Origin of the sequence: Frigoribacterium sp. PhB24, assembly GCF_003755185.1 — a bacterium.
Classification (GTDB): Bacteria; Actinomycetota; Actinomycetes; order Actinomycetales; family Microbacteriaceae; genus Frigoribacterium.
Genome location: NZ_RKIC01000011.1, coordinates 457,913 through 474,303, shown reverse-complemented (window position 1 = coordinate 474,303; position 16,391 = coordinate 457,913). Strand labels below are relative to the sequence as shown.

Sequence of the window (16,391 nt, the reverse complement as noted above, 5' to 3'; positions counted from 1 at the left end):
GGTACACAGCCAGCGTCGGCTGAATGACCGCGAGGGAGACGCGACCGTCTCCGGTCATGACGTCGCTGATCTCCGCCAGAGACAATACGGATCGGCTTTCGCAACCAAGCTCTCGCCGAACCTCACCCCCATATGCTGGCATGCCCGAGTACAGCCTGAAAGCACTCCAGCGCGTCGCTAAGCGCTCCCCTATCGGGACACGTGAGGAGGCTGCCCACCTAGCCCGATGTTGTGAGGAACGAAGAGGCACCTCGAAGTCTCGTGGCGATGGCCCGTTGCGTCGCTTGAGAGTCGAGACGGACGTCCAACGGCCCTGGCATGGGTAGGAGCGCACGCTGTGCGGCTTGGATGCGAGTGGGATCGAGACCGTCTCGGAGTGTGATCAAGCGGCCGAGGTCGTATCGGCTCATGGCTTCTGGACCGGCGAGGTGATGCATGCCATTCCGTCTCGCGTGGGCCAGTTCGAGGAGCGCGCCCGCGAGGTCGGTGACGTGGACAGGGCAGCGAACATCGTCGGTGAAGAGGTGCCCGTCCCCCCGCGCAGCCGCATGTGCGAGCCGTTCATGCACGGACGACCCGTTGCTGCTGATTATCAGCGACGTACGCGCGATCGTGCAGGCGGGGGCAATGGCACGCACCGCCGTCTCTGCCGCTGCCTTGGCGGCGCCGTAGGGAGTCCGCGGGTCTGGCAAGGCCCGTTCGGAATACGGTGACTCGGCCCCAGAGAAAACGGCATCGCTCGAGACGAACACGAGGTGAGCGCCTGCTGACTTCGCCGCGATCGCGGCGTTGGCCGCACCATCCGCCGTCGAGGACCAATCGGACTGTCGATACGCGACGTTGATCACAACGTGGGCGCGAGTGGCTCGGACTAGCTCGATGGTTGCCTGCCGGTCGCGGAGGTCGAGCTGTCGCCAATGCTCTCCACCCGTAAGACCAGTGGAACGCGTGGAAGTGCCGATCGCGTCGATATGCAGAGCCCGCGCCTGGGACAACAGCTCACCCCCCAGAAGTCCGCTACCGCCGAGAACGAGCATCCGCATGTCACCACGTTAGGCGGAGCGTGTCATTCCGGTGGGCGATCCCTTTACGGACCCTTCGCGTTGCGGGCGGCTGTTCTGCGGACATGTCCTCGTGCGTGATGACGCATGGGCAATGGTTCCGTGACGGCCTCTGGAAGCATGACAGCGTGAAGATCTCAGCCCGACGGCGCGCCCACAACTTCTGCGCCGCCTTCGTCATCATCGTCACGGCAACCATGTCCGGATGCTCGACGAGCGACATCGACACGGGGGCGACCCCTCAGGGCATGACAGGGACCGCTGAGATCTTGGACCAGTTCGACGGGTACCTCAGCGTGGGACTCAAGGTCGAGAACACGGGTGACACGGCCCTGCTGTTCGAAGCTGACGACGACCTGGTGATCGACGGTGCTGGCGGACCCGACTGGTCACTTCCCTTCGGCCCCCGACCCGCGAGCGGCAAGATCGACGGGTACGCGCTCGAGGAAGAGTGGCCAACCGAACTCAGCCCCGGTGCTGTCGCGACGACCGCGTTCCTGATGGACGAGAACTACGAGGGGGCTGTACTCACCGTCTCCTCGATCAATGGCGGCTCGATCACCTTCTTCAACGACTGAAGCGCCCGCCGACCGATCGCCAGTCCGAGGGCGAAAGCACTCTGCGCAACGAGGGCCAGCTGCCGCATGCGGCCCTCGACCGTTCTCTCCATGGACGAAGACTAGGGCGCGGCCTCCGACCCCAGCCCCCCGAAAGCCTGGAATGACTTAACCTCATCGTGTGAAGGTCCGCTCCTGGCTCGTGACGCCCGTACTCGCCGGGGCCCTCGTGCTCTCTTCCGCTTCGTGCACGAGTACCTCAGTGCCACCGCCCGCCACTCCCGCGGCTGAGGTGACGCCGTCGAGCGCGGCTGTTCCGCTTTCCACGCCCATGCCCACGCCCACGCCCACGTCGACGCCGACCAGTGCGCCCATCGTCGATCTGGGCGAGCGGGAGGGTGCGGCCGGCGTCGTCCAGGAGAAACCGGACGGTGCCCTCGAGTACGTCGTCGTCGCCGGCGATGTCACCAGTGTCGTGTGTGATCGCTTCGGTCGACGCTGGTGGCAGGTGTCGAGACCCGCCACCGCCGGCCCTTTCGACTGCAACACAGCTGTCATGGTGGGCGACGTCCTGGTCCCGACCGACGAACCTCAAAACGGGCGCCCCGACTAGCGCCAGCCCACCGCAGTTGCTCCGGCCGGAGGACCCCGCCTGGGTGCTCGCCACCGAGATCGAATGGGACTCTACGATCGTGGCCGATTCTCGAGCGCACGTCGATTCGATCCTCGCCGCCAATCGGTTGGAGGCACACCCGGTCGACGAGGATGCCGACCTCCCCTGACACGTCGACGCCATCAACCGGTGCACAGGCTTAAGCCCGATATGACGATCCCCTATCGGGCCGCCGACATGACGCGTAACCGAGCCGGTGAAAACCCTGCACTACGGTTCGAGGATGGAGACCGTTCCCCTCGTCATGACCATCATCGGCGCTCTCATCGTCGTGGCAGGTTTTGCCTACGCCTTCAACCTCAGGAAGCGAGGCGGGGTCCGAGTAGGAAGTCGCCCGTTCCTTGCCATGACCATCACGATCGGACTTGGGACCGGAATCCTCGTAGCAGGCGTCATCGCTGCCCTGAGCTGACTCGCGGGCAGCCAGACCGAGGGCCCATGACCCGTGGCCCGTGGCCCGTGGCCGATCCCCTATCGGGCAGCTCGGCGTCTCTCACTAGCCTTGGATGATGAAAGCCCTCGACAACCGTGCGAGTACCGTGTCGCCTTTACGAACCGTCGCGTTCTGGGTGCTCGCATTATTGGGCTTGCCAGCGATGTCGCTGGGGTGGTTCTGGATATGGCTCGCATCGGATGAAGCTTCCAGGGGAACCGCAGGCTCAGGCTCTCTGGGCCCCTCCATTCCTTTCATGCTCGCACCTCTGGTCTTCGCACATCTCTCGGGCCTCGCACTACTTGCAGCGGTGATGAGCGGGGCCAGCACGCGACTGAGTGTGAGGGTGCTCTTGGTGCTATCTGTCGTCGTAGGAACATCTGCCGTCGGCCTGGTCGTGGCTCTGGCCCTCTCAGGCGGGCAACTCGTCGTGCCACATCCGAGGCAGCTCGCCCCCTGACTCCTTCACGGAACATCAAGGCCCGAGGCATGTTCGCGGATCTTCGTCCGCCTATCGATCGTCTATCGGGCAAGCAGCGGCGACTACGCGACGTGACCTGACGTGACACGATTGATCAGTGAGCAATGAACGCAGAAGCGTGGGATCTCCGATGAGCGTCGTCTTCTCAGCAATCGTGGGAATCGTCCTGCTTGGTGTCCCTCTTGCGTTCGTCGGCTGGTACGCCGTGGCCATCGGTTCCATGGCATTCGCCGCGTGTATCCCCCGCACGGGCAACTGCAACTACGCCCTCGGCGCCGGGACCCTTCGTGCTTACCCGTTCCTCGCGGGCCTACTCCTCTTGGCCTCATCAATCGGTATCTGGTTGCTTCGCGATCGAGCCAACCCACGAGGGATCGCCATCCTTGTTCTCGGTGCATTAGTCATGCTCGGCGCTCTCATTCTGCTCGCCTCCGCCCTAATGACTTATGCCGCGACAGCTTGATGGTGCCGTAGCCGGTGACGGGTCCGCCCCCTCGCGACATTGCCAATCGGCAGAACGCCCGCTCGTCGATCCCTCAACGGGACGATGCACCTGCCCTTGGAAATAGTCCCTTCAAGTGACGGCCGTCAGCGACGCATCTCAGCCATAACGCGAATGTTGAAGTAAAGGCCGATCGCGATGAGCGCCACGCCCAGAAGACTCAGCGCCTTGGGCAGGTCAATGAACACGTTGACAATGAACAGCGTGGCGCCGAGCGCGTAGAAGATCGTGGCCACACCCATGCGCTTTCGCCAGCGAGGCATCTTGGACGACATCAATCGCTCCTTGTCGATGAAAAAGAACAGCTTGCAAAGTTGCGAGAGTCGGCTTCGGAGTACATCACTCCCTATCTAGGTTGGCCTCGTCCGTGAGCCTAAGCACTCGGTCCTCGCGTCGCTTCTCGTACTGGGTTGCCGTGACCAAGACCGCGAGTAGGAGAACTGCTCCAAGCAAACCCCACCCCGGATAGCCAGCTGCGATCGCCAGCGCGGCCAGGATGAGAAACATAGCTAAAAGCGACGGCATCAGCGCGGTCGCACGACGCCGCTTACGGCGAATCAGGAAACGGACTAACTCCGCGCTCTCAGCTGTCACCGGTTCCCGTCCGAACATTTGTCGGACCAGGAGTCGTCGCCTGTCCGGGTCGAGCTGCGAGAAGGGATAGTCGGCACTGCTCCAATAGATGAACGGCATCAGAGCCTCGACGGACTTGGCTCTTCGCCACCCCAGGATCGCGGACACCACAGCAACAGCAGCAAGAGTCACGGACACGCCAAATGTGACGCCAGTGACACCGTCTCCCAAAGCTGCAAACGCGGCAAGAAGTCCGCCGAAAACGGAAAAGGGGATCATCATCACCTGCGAAGAGGGCCCCACGATCTTGCCACCCGTTGCATGCTCTTCCTTGGTCATCCACTGACCGTAAGCCGGCACCTCCCCCACGTACCGCCCGTAGGCGTGGAACCACCCGCGTGGCGAGGGCTTACGACGAAGAATCCACCTTGGCCGCTTCCCCGAGTCGGCCGTGGACCCGACGCATTCGTGCTCGACCACTCGACACCTTGGGTGAGCACGGCGATCAGCGTGAGAAGTGTCGCTAGCTCTCTCTTCATGTTCCGAGGCCTTTCGATCAATTCGGGCCCCTCGCACAAAACCGAGGGCGACGACTGAACTTCGTGCCGGCAGACGATCCCCTATCGGGCACTTGCGGCGCGAAATACACGTGCGCGCAATGAACGCCGATTCGTTGCACACTGAGCCATGCAAACTCCTGCGGCGCAGCGGCGGAAGCGGCTGGCCTCCGGGATCATTATTACGGCAGTCTTGCTTGTCATCGGTCCCCTCGTGGCCAACTTGGTCGCCCCTGATCTGCCCTGGCTACTTCGCCTGGCCGGCGCGCTGCCCGTGTTGGTCTTCACGATCGGGATTCAGGTCTGGCACCGAGCCGACAACGTCTTTGACCGCGGCTTCGAGCCTGAGGACGAAGACGACAAGCCCATGGACACGCCGAGTCAGTGAACAATCGGCTATCAGGCAGTCAAGAAGACTCGTATTCGCGCATGCGGTTCCGGCGGTCGGAGTCCGTGCCCAACGGTACGATCCGGATATGACGCTGACGACTCCTCGCTTTGCAGACCTCTACTTTGGGAAGAGCGACTCGAAGAACGAGCTGTCGGGCGGTCGTGACGATTTCGTCCGAAGTTTCGTGGATCTCAACCGGATCACAGATGCCGTCGTGTCCGGCGAAAAGACTTTGGTTCTCGGCCCGAAGGGCACCGGAAAATCTGCCCTCGCGTGGTACCTCCACGAGTCCCAGCATGGCAACAACTACCTCTGTGTCGTCCGCGACGCTTCTGAGTTGCCACTGGCGGACATTCCCCGCTTGGACACCGGCCAACCCGCCGGCACCGACCGGACGGTCTCCGCATGGAAGTTCATCCTGCTCTGCAACTACCTGTCCCTCCTACTCGAGGACCAGTCCTGCGACCTCCCGAACCGTGCGGAGGTCACCCGTGTCACTCGGCTGCTACGCCAGTACGGGCTTCTCGGCGACACGACCGGCCGGGCGATCCTGAATGTGTCGAACACCACCATCGAGATCCCAATCCCGAAGCTCGGCACGGTCTACCGCCGCGAGTCGAGATCAAAGCTGAACATTTTCTCGCTGCTGCCCTACCTCGAAGAGTGGGCGGCGAATGCCCGCTCCGGGAACCGGCACCTGCTCATGCTCGATGGCCTCGACTCCATCTTCCTTAACGACGAAAAGTACGACGAGAGCCTCGCATCACTAGTGCAAGCGGCTTACTCGATCAATCAGCGCCTCGCCAACACGGGCGCCACCGGCACAATTGTTTTACTTCTGCGGAACGATGTCTTCAACAGAGTGTCTCTGACCCTGCCCGACTCCCAGAAGATGCGCGACGACTTCTCCGTTGAGCTCGACTGGCGTGTCCTTTCCGGGGCAGCGGGCGCCAACGCTCCCCTCATTCGCCTGGTCAACGGGAAAGCGGCCAAAGCTCTGGAAGTCGAGCGAGTTGACGTCCTTGACTACTTCCCGAAAAACATCGAGCTGCACGGGAAGAGCCACCGCACCATCAACCGCCTGCAGTACCTCCTGAACTTCACCCGCCACACACCCCGGGATCTTCTCCGGCTGTTGGACGCGATCCGCGACGTCGAAGCGTCCCAGATTTTCCCAGCCAGCCAACACCAGCTCCGGCAAGACGTCATCCGAGAGGGGGTGTTGCAATACGCGACACGCTACTTCCCCGGTGCAATCCGTAACGAGTTCGCAGGCTATGAGTTCGGACCCGACGAAGCCAGCAAGGCCTTAGACACCCTTCAGACCCTCCAGCGCCAACGGTTCGACCGTGCAGCCTTTGCAAGCCAGCTCGAGACGCTCGGAGTTACTGAGGCGACCGTCGTCAACCGACTCCTCAAGTTGCTGTTCTTCGCTGGAGCGATCGGCAATGAAGTCCAGATTCGCGGTGGCAGCTACATGCAGTTTTATCATCGCCGAGACGACGCCCAGCTTTACCTACACGGAAGCTTCATCCTGCACAACGCCCTCTGCCACGCGTGGAACATCCCCTTTTCAGCATGAAGTCAGCGCAAGGTGCCAAGTTCCATCGCGCTCGTCGTAGCATCTTCGTGCGGTTGTGGCGCTTCAGACTCCGCAAGTCGCGCGTTGGCCGGTGCGCGATGGCCCAACGACGCACCGACACGCCTCCGGTGAAGCGCGACTCCATGACCATTCAGTCGGCCTAGGCCTCTCCTTATTGCCACAGACGACTCATCACGCTGTGAAGCGGATATATCCTCAGACTATGGCCCAGCTTGCGACCGCACTGTTCATCATGATCGCCTCTCCTGCCGACATCCCTACCGAGCGAGAGCAGGTTCACCAGGCCGTCACCCGCTGGAATGAAGCCAACACGGCAAATCGGAACATAGTCCTCGTCCCCCTTCGGTGGGAGACCAGTTCGGTCCCCATGCTCGGTAAGCACCCCCAGGCGCTCATCAACTCTCAGCTTGTGGAAAAATCGGACATCGTGGTGGCGTTGTTCGGCAGCCGACTCGGTGCCGTCACGGCTGAGTCCGTCTCGGGGACGGCCGAGGAGATCGAAGCGGCACAGGGATCTGGAAAACCCGTTCACCTCTACTTTTCGGAAGCTCCTCACCCGAACGACGTCGATCCCGATCAACTCAAAGCATTGGCGAAGTTTAAAAACGAGATGCAGCAACGTGGCCTGTACGGCTCGTTCCGGAGCCCTGAGGAACTAACAGCGCACGTCTGGCAAGCGATTGAGCACGACCTCGTCCAGTTGGACATAGCCGGAATCCCAGGCGGCACCACTGCGGAGAAAACAGCAGTCGATTTTCTTGCCCAGCCGGGCCAGGAGTCCATTCCCAAGACGGATAGCCGCGGGCGACTGAAGCATGAGACCCGTCGCTGGGTTGAACTTATCAACCGCGGAACCGTCGATGCCCAGAGCGTGACAGTCGAAGCCACATCACAGGGCGTTTTTCTAGCCGGCCCAGACGCCCCAACGACTGTCCACGCTGGGCAAGCACGCCGCTTTCCGTACATGCTCACAATGCAGTCAGATGACCCCGTCATCGTTGTTCGATGGGAGGAACAGGGCGAGAAACGAGAGAAGATCTTCTCGATCTAGTGCGGCCGCGGCTTTCTTTCCCGCGAATCATCACACTCCTGCACACTGGATGGCTCGGTAGACCGTCGAGCGGGCGACACCGAAGAGCTCCGCGATCTCGCTGGTCGTGTGGGCGCCGGTGCGGTGCAGCTGCACGAGGTGCTTTTCCTGCGAGGCAGTCAGCTTGGGTTTCCGGCCTCGGAGCTTGCCTGCGGCCTTGGCGATCGCCATGCCTTCCCGTGTTCGGGCACGGATCAAGTCGGCTTCGAACTCGGCCACTATGCCGAGGACGTTGAACAGGAGCCGGCCTACCGGGTCGGTCGGGTCATAGACCGCTCCCCCGAGATTCAAGGCCACGCCCTTTTTCGTCAGCTCGTCCGCGATGTCCGTCGCATCACGCAGCGATCGGGCGAGGCGGTCGAGCTTCGTCACGACCAGGACGTCGCCGGTACGACAGGCAGCGAGGGCCTCGCGGAGGCCAGGACGCGCTCGAGTCGTCCCCGACAGCCCGTGGTCAACATGGACGTGTTGATCGTCAACACCGAGTGCTGCAAGACCGTCGCGCTGTGCTGCGAGGTCCTGTCCCGAGGTCGACATGCGGGCGTATCCGATGAGCATCTGACGACTGTAGCGTTTAGACCCCCGTCACCGGGCATTTTTGCGGGACAGGCATACGCGAATCCGCAGGCCAGGCGCCACTTGACCTCAGCCGGCCGAGACAGGTCCGAGAAAGTGTCCCGATGAACGACCGCCCACCGGACGCCCCTTCCCGAGCGGCGCGCACGAAGGTCACCTCAACGTCAGTTGCCCGTCGGCCTCGAGCCACTTGAGGCCCTCGACGACGGCCTGAACCGAGGTGTAGCGCGGCGCGTAGCCGAGCAGGCGTCGTGCCTTGTCGATGCTCATGGAGTGACTGCGCGACGCATGCTGCCAGGACGCGTCGGCATGCTCCTCGGACGTCTGGTCTCGGAACTCGGCCCACGAGACGAACCGCAGCCGCGCCTCCTGACCGACGTGCCGGGCGATCGCCTCGGCGAGCCCGCGCAGCGTGATGGCCCGCTCGCTGACGATGTGGAACGCCTCGCCGACGACCTGCGAGTGCCGCTCGGCGGCGAGCTGGAACGCCTGCGCGACGTCGTCCGCGTGCACGTGGTGGACGGTCTCGAGGCCGAGGCCCGGCATCGCGATCTCGCGGCCGGCGGCAAGGGCCTCCCAGACGGACAGGTCGAGGTTGCCCACCGCGTTGATCATCGGCCAGCCCGGGCCGGTGATGTGCCCCGGATGCAACACGACGCTCTGCACCCCGCCGGGGCGCCGCGACTCACGCAACAACATCTCTTCGATCGCGGCCTTCTGGGTGCCGTACTCGCCGAAGGGGGTGCGCTCGGCCTCTTCGGTGATCGGAACTTCGCGTGACGGGCCGTGCACCCAGACCGTGCCGCAGTGCACCAACACGGTGCCCGTACCCTGCAGGGCGTCGACCATCTGTCGGGCCGACGCGACCGTGAAGCAGATCATGTCGATCACGACGTCGGCCCCGAGCCCGGCGATCTCGCTCGCGAACGTGCCGTCGGCGTCGCCCGCCTCGCGATCGAGCAGGAGGCGCGTGACGCGTGACCACGCCGCGTGCGGTCGGTACGGCTCGGAGGCCCCGCGACTGACGGCGACCACCTCGTGGCCGGCCTCGACCAGTCGAGGGACGAGGAAACCGCCCACGTGGCCGGTGGACCCGATGACGACGATCTTCACGACGCCACCCCGGAGACGATCGGGCGGGCCCGGAGCGGACGACGGGGACGAGGGGTGGCGGCGCTGCGCACGGCATCGGAGGACATTCCCCGACGCTACCCGGCGCCGCTCTCGACCGTGTACCCCGCATGGGGGTCATCGGGCGTCCCCCCAAGTGCCCACTGTGCTCGGGCCACGGATTCTTCAGACTTCCCATGAGGAGCACGGCGGCTCGTCGGATCACCGGGCACGGCCCGCGACGAGCCACCCGCTCCGCGCGTCCCGTCCCGGCACGCGCGACCCGACGAGGAGAACCATGACCTTCACCGACCCCCGCGCCCGCGGCACCCGCCGCCGCGTGACGACCGTCTGCCTCGCGGCGTCCCTGACCCTGGGACTCGTCGCCGTGGGCTCCGGAGCCGCCGTCGCCGCCCCTCCCGCGTCCGCACCGGCCGCACCCGGTGCACCGGCTGCACCGGGCAAGCCGGGCCCCGCCCCGACGCTGCCGGTCGTCGAGGGCCCGGTGATGAACTACGTCGTCAACGCGGCCAAGGCGAACCCGGGCGCGACCAAGCAGGTCGAACGCGCGGTCGCAGCGGCCGGCGGCAGCGTCATCGCCGCGTACGCCGACCTCGGCGTGATCGTAGCGCAGTCGAGCAACACGAACTTCGCGGCCTCGGTGCGCGGCGACAAGGCCGTGGCGTCGGCCGGTGCCACCCGCACCGCCGCCGTCGCCGAGACCGACCCGACCTACGGAGTCGGCACGACCACCCCTGGCCCGGGCAAGCCCGTCAGGCCCGGCCACCCGGGCGCTCCCGGCAAACCCGGCGGACCGGGACACCCCGGCGGGCCGAAGGCAGCGACCTCGCCCGAGCAGCGACTCGAGGAGGCCACGACCGTCGTCGCCGACCCCCTCGAGGCCCAGCAATGGGACCTCACCGCGATCAAGGCCGACCAGGCGCACCAGGTCACCGACGGCAGCCGCGACGTGCTCGTGGCCGTGCTCGACTCGGGCATCGAAGGCGACCACCCCGACCTGCAGCCCAACATCGACGTGGCCGCCTCGGCGAGCTGCCTGACCGGGACACCCGACTCGAACTACACCTCTTGGCAGCCCACGACGAGTGACCACGGCACCCACGTGGCCGGCACGATCGCGGCGGCCCGCAACGGCGTCGGCATCGTGGGCGTCGCCCCCGGTGTGACGATCTCGGCCGTCAAGGTCGTCAGCGACGACGGCTTCATCTACCCCGAAGCCGCCATCTGCGGTTTCATGCAGGCCGCCGCGACCGGTGCCGACATCACGAACAACAGCTACTACGTCGACCCTTGGCAGTTCTGGTGCGGCTCGGACCCCGACCAGGCGGCCGTGCTGACCGCCGTCGACCGCGCGGTGCAGTTCACCCAGAAGAAGGGCATCGTCAACGTGGCGGCGGCGGGCAACTCCTCGATCGACCTCGCGAACAAGACGGTCGACACCGACAGCCCGAACGACACCACGCCGGTCCCGCGACCGATCGACTCGCGCTGCCTGGACATCCCGACCGAGCTCGACGGCGTCGTGACCGTGTCGTCGACCACCTCGGCGGGGGCGAAGTCGGGCTTCTCGAACTACGGCGAGGGCGTCGTCGACGTCGCGGCCCCCGGCTCGGCGATCCTGTCGACCGTGACCGGCGGCGGCTACGGGACCAAGTCCGGCACCTCGATGGCCTCGCCTCACGTCGCGGGCGTGCTGGCCCTGCTGAAGTCGACCCACCCGCGTCTCACGGGCACGGCCCTCACCGGGTTGCTCGAACGGCAGGCGACCGACACCCCCTGCCCCACCGGCACCACGACGTGCACGGGTACGCCGGCCGACAACGGCTGGTTCGGCGAAGGGATCGTCGACGCCCTCGCGGCCGTCACGAAGTGACGGGTGCCGCGTGACGAGCGCCGCGTAGCGGGCGCCGCGTAGCGAGCGCCGCGTAGCGAGCACGGCCCCCGACGGGGCGTCCACCCGGCCCCGGCGGCCCGGCGGGCGCCCCGTCCCCGCGCGGACGGGGCGCCGGTTCGCCTCTAGGCTGAGCGAGTCCCAATCGGAGGTTCGATGCACACCTGGCCCGGCAACCCCTACCCCCTCGGCGCGACCTACGACGGCAGCGGCACCAACTTCGCGATCTTCAGCGAAGCCGCCAGCAAGGTCGAGTTGTGTCTCTTCGACGACGACGGCACCGAGACGAGGGTCGAGTTCACCGAGGTCGACGCCTACGTCTGGCACGCCTACCTGCCCACCGTGCAGCCCGGCCAGCGCTACGGCTACCGCGTGCACGGCGAGTACGACCCCGCGAAGGGCGTACGCGCCAACCCGAACAAGCTGCTGCTCGACCCCTACGCCAAGGCCACCTGCGGCGAGATCGACTGGGACGAGGCGCTCTTCGCTTACACCTTCGGCGACCCCGACTCACGCAACGACAAGGACAGCGGCCCGCACATGATGCTGGGCGTCGTCATCAACCCGTTCTTCGACTGGCAGGGCGACCGCGCCCCCAAGTACAGCTACGACGAGACCGTCATCTACGAGGCCCACGTCAAGGGCCTCACCGAGACGCACCCCGACATCCCCGAAGAAGAACGCGGCACCTACGCCGGTGTCGCCAACCCGGCCATCATCGACCACCTGAAGAAGCTCGGCATCACGACCCTCGAGCTGATGCCGGTGCACCAGTTCGTGCAAGACAACACGCTGCTCGAGAAGGGCCTCAGCAACTACTGGGGCTACAACACCATCGGCTTCTTCGCCCCGCACGCCGCCTACTCGGCCACCGGCGACATCGGCCAGCAGGTGCAGGAGTTCAAGACGATGGTGCGGGTGTTGCACGAGGCCGGCATCGAGGTCATCATCGACGTCGTCTACAACCACACCGCCGAGGGCAACCACCTGGGCCCGACCCTGTCGTTCAAGGGCATCGACAACGCGGCGTACTACCGGCTGATGGACAACGACCAGCAGCACTACATGGACTACACGGGCACCGGCAACAGCCTCAACGTGCGCCACCCGCACTCGCTGCAGCTGATCATGGACAGCCTGCGGTACTGGGTGACCGAGATGCACGTCGACGGTTTCCGCTTCGACCTCGCGGCCTCGCTCGCCCGGGAGTTCTACGAGGTCGACCGCCTCTCGACCTTCTTCGAGCTCGTGCAGCAAGATCCCATCGTCTCGCAGGTCAAGCTGATCGCCGAGCCGTGGGACGTCGGCCCCGGTGGCTACCAGGTCGGCAACTTCCCCCCGCAGTGGACCGAGTGGAACGGCAAGTACCGCGACACGGTGCGCGACTTCTGGCGCGGCGAGCCCTCGACCCTGGGCGAGTTCGCCAGCCGCATCACCGGCTCGGCCGACCTCTACGAGCGCGACGGCCGACGCCCGGTCGCGAGCATCAACTTCGTCACGGCGCACGACGGCTTCACGATGCGCGACCTGGTCAGCTACAACGAGAAGCGCAACGACGCCAACGGCGAGGACGGCAACGACGGCGAGAGCCACAACCGCTCGTGGAACTCCGGCGTCGAGGGCGAGACAGAGGACGGCGAGATCCGCGCCCTGCGCGAGCAGCGCCAACGCAGCTTCCTCGCGACCCTGCTGCTCAGCCAGGGCGTGCCGATGCTGCTGCACGGCGACGAGTTGGGCCGCACCCAGGGCGGCAACAACAACACCTACGCGCAGGACAACGCCATCAGCTGGGTCGACTGGCCGAACGCCGACCGCGACCTCATCGAGTTCGTCGCCGAGGTCATCAAGCTGCGACACGACCACCCGACCTTCCGCCGCCAGCGGTACTTCAACGGCCGTCCCGTGACCCGCGGCGAGGGCGAGCCCCTGCCCGACATCGTCTGGTTGACCACCGAGGGCGACGCCATGCAAGAGGGCGAGTGGAACGAGTCCTACGCCAAGGCGATCGGCATGTTCCTCAACGGCAACGGCATCCGGGGGCGCGACGCCCGAGGCGGCCGCATCACCGACGTCAACTTCGTCCTCTACTTCAACGCCAGCGCCGACACGGTCACGTTCGTCCTGCCGCCGGACGAGTACGCCCAGGGCTGGGAGGTCGTCGTCGACAGCACCGTGACCGCTCCCCCGCCGCCCGCGAGCGCCGCTCCGCGCACCCCGACGGCCACCCGTGCCGCCACCACCCCCCAACCGCCCTCGACCCCGCAGGCCCCCGCGGCCCTGCGGGCCGGCGACCGACTCCCCGTGGTGGGTCGCTCGCTCGTCGTCCTGCGTGCCACGGCCGAGGAAGAACTGTGACCCGACACGAACCGACCATGCACCCGCGCTCGACGTACCGCCTGCAGGTGCGCGCCTCCTTCGAACTGGACGCGGCCGCCGAACTGGTGCCGTACCTGCGCGACCTCGGCGCCGACTGGGTCTACCTGTCGCCGATCCTCGCCGCCGAGCCGGGCAGCGACCACGGTTACGACGTCGTCGACCACAGCCAGGTCGACCCCGAGCGTGGCGGTGCCGAGGGGCTCGACGAGCTCTCGACCCGAGCCCACGCCGAGGGCCTCGGCGTCCTGGTCGACATCGTGCCGAACCACGTCGGGGTGGCGACCCCGAAGGCGAGCGTCTGGTGGTGGGACCTCCTGACCCACGGCCGCGCGTCCCGCTACGCCGACGCGTTCGACGTCGACTGGGCCGCGGGCGGCGACAAGGTGCTGCTGCCGGTGCTCGGCGAGCCCGCCGCCGCGGACGGGTCGATCGAGGGCCTCACGGTCGACGGCGACGAACTGCACTACTACGACAACGTCTACCCGATCGCCCCGGGCACGAGCTCGCCCGGTGACGACGCCGCCACGGTGCACTCGCGCCAGCACTACGAGCTGGTGCACTGGAAGCGGGCCGACACCGACCTCAACTACCGCCGCTTCTTCGCCGTCAACACCCTCGCGGGCATCCGCGTCGAAGACGAAGGGGTCTTCGCCGAGTCGCACGCCGAGATCGGCCGCTGGTTCTCCGAGGGACTCGTCGACGGCCTGCGCGTCGACCACCCGGACGGCCTGGCCGACCCCAAGGGCTACCTCGACCTGCTCGCCGCCCTGACCGGTGACGCGCACGTCCTCGTGGAGAAGATCCTCGAAGGCGACGAACGCCTGCCCGAGGACTGGGCGACGGCCGGCACCACGGGGTACGACGCCCTCGCCGACCTCGACCGCCTCTTCGTCGACCCGAACGGGGCACCGGCCCTCGACGCCCTCGACGCGCGCCTGCGCCGAGCCCGTGGGGTCGACGCCGACGAGCGCGCCGCCGGGGCCGACGAGACCACCGGCGACGAGCCCGTCGACTGGCACGAGATGATCCTCGGCACGAAGCGCGGCATCGCCGACGGCATCCTGGGCAGCGAGATCAACCGCCTCGCCCGGCTGATCGCCGGCGGCGACACCGTCGACCCGTCCGTGGTCGACGCGCTGGCCGAGCTCACCGCGGCCTTCCCGGTGTACCGCAGCTACCTGCCGCAGGGCGCCGACGCGTTGTCCGAGGCCGCCGAGGTCGCCGCGGCCCACCGCCCCGACCTCGCCGACTCCGTCGAGCGCGTCGTCGCGGTCCTGCGCGACGCATCGCACCCGGCCTCGGTGCGCTTCCAGCAGACGAGCGGCATGGTCATGGCCAAGGGCGTCGAGGACACCGCCTTCTACCGCTACAGCCGCCTGGCGACGCTGACCGAGGTGGGCGCCGACCCGAGTGAGTTCTCGCTGACGCCCGACGAGTTCCACGCTCGTCAGCAGGTCCGCCTCGCCGAGCGTCCGTTCGGCATGACGACCCTGTCCACCCACGACACGAAGCGCAGCTCCGACGTCCGTGCCCGCATCTCGGTGCTGGCCGAGGTCGCCACCGAGTGGGCGGCGACCCTCGAGCGCCTGCGCGAGCTCGCCCCGGTCGGCGACGGCCCGTTCGAGAACATCCTCTGGCAGACGATCGTCGGCTCGTGGCCCGCATCGCGTGAGCGCCTGCACGCCTACGCCGAGAAGGCGTCCCGCGAGGCGAGCACGTCGACCACCTGGACGGACCGCACCGACGAGGCCGAGGCCTTCGAGGAGCGCCTGCACGCCGCGGTCGACGCCGCCTTCGACGACGACGAGGTGCGTCACGAGGTCGAGCGCATCGTCGACGTCCTCCGCGCGCCCGGCTACAGCAACTCGCTCGGCGTCGCGCTGATGCAGCTGACGGGCCCCGGCAGCCCCGACGTCTACCAGGGCGGCGAGCTGTGGGACTTCTCGCTCGTCGACCCCGACAACCGACGCGAGGTCGACTTCGAGCTCCGCCGGCGCCTCCTCGACGAGGTCCGCGGAGGCGCGACGCCCGCGATCGACGACACCGGTGCCGCCAAGCTCGTCGTCACGCATCACGCCCTGACGCTGCGCCGCGACCGCCCCGACCTGTTCACGCGGTACGCCGCGCTGCCGGTCTTCGGCGAGCAGGCCGCGTCGGCCGTCGCCGTCGACCGGGGCGGGGCACTCGCGATCGCGACCCGCCTGCCCGTCGCGCTCGAGCAGGCCGGCGGCTGGGACGACACCGTCGTCCTGACCGCAGGAGGCGCGTACCGCGACGTGCTCACCGGCCGTCGGCACGAGGGCGGTCGCCTCCGCCTGGCCGAGGTGCTCGACACGTACCCCGTCGCCCTGCTGATCCCCGCAGAGGACTGACCCCGCCGGGTCGCGCGTCGAAACGTCCGACTACCGTCGCCCCGAGCGAGCCGTCATGGCATGCCGCCCACCTCCACAGGTGGGCGGCAGGTCGTGACGTCCAGGCCACCCGACCACGAGAACC

16 protein-coding genes are annotated in these 16,391 nt (G+C 66.6%); 11 read left to right on the top strand and 5 right to left on the bottom strand.

The genetic code is table 11. The annotated features are described in order from the left end of the window. Window positions 1-218 precede the first annotated feature (218 nt). A complete protein-coding gene (locus tag EDF50_RS17100) occupies window positions 219-1,037 on the bottom strand; it encodes a sugar nucleotide-binding protein (RefSeq protein WP_370453991.1) in 819 nt (272 codons plus the stop codon). 152 nt (window positions 1,038-1,189) lie between these two features. On the opposite strand from EDF50_RS17100, the gene EDF50_RS09840 reads away from it, so the two are divergent. The 5 genes from EDF50_RS09840 to EDF50_RS09825 all read left to right on the top strand — a co-directional run bounded on the left by EDF50_RS09840 (window position 1,190) and on the right by EDF50_RS09825 (window position 3,668). Beyond that, window positions 1,190-1,639 (top strand): hypothetical protein, encoded by a 450-nt coding sequence (locus EDF50_RS09840; RefSeq protein WP_123519334.1) that lies wholly within the window; start codon window positions 1,190-1,192, stop codon window positions 1,637-1,639. 160 nt (window positions 1,640-1,799) lie between these two features. Continuing rightward, window positions 1,800-2,231: a hypothetical protein gene (locus EDF50_RS09835; RefSeq protein ID WP_148076808.1), complete on the top strand. Its 432-nt coding sequence runs from the start codon at window positions 1,800-1,802 to the stop codon at window positions 2,229-2,231. 43 nt (window positions 2,232-2,274) lie between these two features. Next, window positions 2,275-2,400: a hypothetical protein gene (locus tag EDF50_RS17035; protein ID WP_255410075.1), complete on the top strand. Its 126-nt coding sequence runs from the start codon at window positions 2,275-2,277 to the stop codon at window positions 2,398-2,400. Between the two features lie 114 nt (window positions 2,401-2,514). Then, window positions 2,515-2,703, top strand: coding sequence for a hypothetical protein (locus tag EDF50_RS09830; RefSeq protein WP_148076807.1), 189 nt, complete (start codon window positions 2,515-2,517; stop codon window positions 2,701-2,703). Between the two features lie 632 nt (window positions 2,704-3,335). After that, window positions 3,336-3,668 carry a hypothetical protein gene (locus tag EDF50_RS09825; RefSeq protein ID WP_123519331.1) on the top strand — a complete coding sequence of 111 codons (333 nt, stop codon included), beginning with the start codon at window positions 3,336-3,338 and terminating at the stop codon, window positions 3,666-3,668. 125 nt (window positions 3,669-3,793) lie between these two features. Here the strand turns inward: EDF50_RS09825 and EDF50_RS16440 are convergent, their stop codons facing one another. Then, entirely contained in the window at window positions 3,794-3,982 is a 189-nt protein-coding gene (locus EDF50_RS16440) for a hypothetical protein (protein ID WP_148076806.1), read from the bottom strand. A gap of 64 nt (window positions 3,983-4,046) precedes the next feature. Then, complete coding sequence (locus EDF50_RS09820) at window positions 4,047-4,619, bottom strand: hypothetical protein (RefSeq protein WP_148076805.1); 573 nt, start codon at window positions 4,617-4,619, stop codon at window positions 4,047-4,049. A gap of 348 nt (window positions 4,620-4,967) precedes the next feature. Here EDF50_RS09820 and EDF50_RS16655 point away from each other — a divergent pair, with 348 nt between their 5' ends. The 3 genes from EDF50_RS16655 to EDF50_RS09805 all read left to right on the top strand — a co-directional run bounded on the left by EDF50_RS16655 (window position 4,968) and on the right by EDF50_RS09805 (window position 7,882). Beyond that, a complete protein-coding gene (locus EDF50_RS16655; RefSeq protein ID WP_123519329.1) occupies window positions 4,968-5,225 on the top strand; it encodes a hypothetical protein in 258 nt (85 codons plus the stop codon). An 88-nt stretch (window positions 5,226-5,313) separates the two neighbouring features. Next, window positions 5,314-6,810: a P-loop ATPase, Sll1717 family gene (locus EDF50_RS09810; RefSeq protein WP_123519328.1), complete on the top strand. Its 1,497-nt coding sequence runs from the start codon at window positions 5,314-5,316 to the stop codon at window positions 6,808-6,810. A 223-nt stretch (window positions 6,811-7,033) separates the two neighbouring features. Continuing rightward, on the top strand, window positions 7,034-7,882 hold the full coding sequence (locus EDF50_RS09805; protein ID WP_123519327.1) for a DUF4062 domain-containing protein: 849 nt from the start codon (window positions 7,034-7,036) through the stop codon (window positions 7,880-7,882). A 30-nt stretch (window positions 7,883-7,912) separates the two neighbouring features. Here the strand turns inward: EDF50_RS09805 and EDF50_RS09800 are convergent, their stop codons facing one another. Both EDF50_RS09800 and EDF50_RS09795 read right to left on the bottom strand, forming a co-directional pair. Then, window positions 7,913-8,479, bottom strand: coding sequence for a recombinase family protein (locus EDF50_RS09800; RefSeq protein ID WP_123519326.1), 567 nt, complete (start codon window positions 8,477-8,479; stop codon window positions 7,913-7,915). A gap of 171 nt (window positions 8,480-8,650) precedes the next feature. Next, window positions 8,651-9,610 (bottom strand): NAD(P)-dependent oxidoreductase, encoded by a 960-nt coding sequence (locus EDF50_RS09795; RefSeq protein ID WP_123519325.1) that lies wholly within the window; start codon window positions 9,608-9,610, stop codon window positions 8,651-8,653. Between the two features lie 295 nt (window positions 9,611-9,905). On the opposite strand from EDF50_RS09795, the gene EDF50_RS09790 reads away from it, so the two are divergent. From EDF50_RS09790 to treY, 3 genes are all read left to right on the top strand, one after another. Next, on the top strand, window positions 9,906-11,501 hold the full coding sequence (locus EDF50_RS09790; RefSeq protein ID WP_123519324.1) for a S8 family serine peptidase: 1,596 nt from the start codon (window positions 9,906-9,908) through the stop codon (window positions 11,499-11,501). Window positions 11,502-11,675: 174 nt separating this feature from the next. After that, window positions 11,676-13,874, top strand: a complete 2,199-nt coding sequence (gene glgX / locus EDF50_RS09785; protein WP_123519323.1) for a glycogen debranching protein GlgX — start codon at window positions 11,676-11,678, stop codon at window positions 13,872-13,874. A 17-nt stretch (window positions 13,875-13,891) separates the two neighbouring features. Beyond that, window positions 13,892-16,267: a malto-oligosyltrehalose synthase gene (gene treY / locus EDF50_RS09780; RefSeq protein ID WP_123519416.1), complete on the top strand. Its 2,376-nt coding sequence runs from the start codon at window positions 13,892-13,894 to the stop codon at window positions 16,265-16,267. The last annotated feature ends 124 nt before the right edge of the window (window positions 16,268-16,391 follow it).

Bases quoted from the DNA above. Each gene is read 5' to 3' on its own strand.
- EDF50_RS17100 (WP_370453991.1), bottom strand. From the start codon at position 1,037: ATGCTCGTTCTCGGCGGTAGCGGACTTCTGGGGGGTGAGCTGTTGTCC.
- EDF50_RS09830 (WP_148076807.1), top strand. From the start codon at position 2,515: ATGGAGACCGTTCCCCTCGTCATGACCATCATCGGCGCTCTCATCGTC.
- EDF50_RS09825 (WP_123519331.1), top strand. From the start codon at position 3,336: ATGAGCGTCGTCTTCTCAGCAATCGTGGGAATCGTCCTGCTTGGTGTC.
- EDF50_RS16440 (WP_148076806.1), bottom strand. From the start codon at position 3,982: ATGTCGTCCAAGATGCCTCGCTGGCGAAAGCGCATGGGTGTGGCCACG.
- EDF50_RS09820 (WP_148076805.1), bottom strand. From the start codon at position 4,619: ATGACCAAGGAAGAGCATGCAACGGGTGGCAAGATCGTGGGGCCCTCT.
- EDF50_RS16655 (WP_123519329.1), top strand. From the start codon at position 4,968: ATGCAAACTCCTGCGGCGCAGCGGCGGAAGCGGCTGGCCTCCGGGATC.
- EDF50_RS09810 (WP_123519328.1), top strand. From the start codon at position 5,314: ATGACGCTGACGACTCCTCGCTTTGCAGACCTCTACTTTGGGAAGAGC.
- EDF50_RS09805 (WP_123519327.1), top strand. From the start codon at position 7,034: ATGGCCCAGCTTGCGACCGCACTGTTCATCATGATCGCCTCTCCTGCC.
- EDF50_RS09800 (WP_123519326.1), bottom strand. From the start codon at position 8,479: ATGCTCATCGGATACGCCCGCATGTCGACCTCGGGACAGGACCTCGCA.
- EDF50_RS09790 (WP_123519324.1), top strand. From the start codon at position 9,906: ATGACCTTCACCGACCCCCGCGCCCGCGGCACCCGCCGCCGCGTGACG.
- glgX (WP_123519323.1), top strand. From the start codon at position 11,676: ATGCACACCTGGCCCGGCAACCCCTACCCCCTCGGCGCGACCTACGAC.
- treY (WP_123519416.1), top strand. From the start codon at position 13,892: ATGCACCCGCGCTCGACGTACCGCCTGCAGGTGCGCGCCTCCTTCGAA.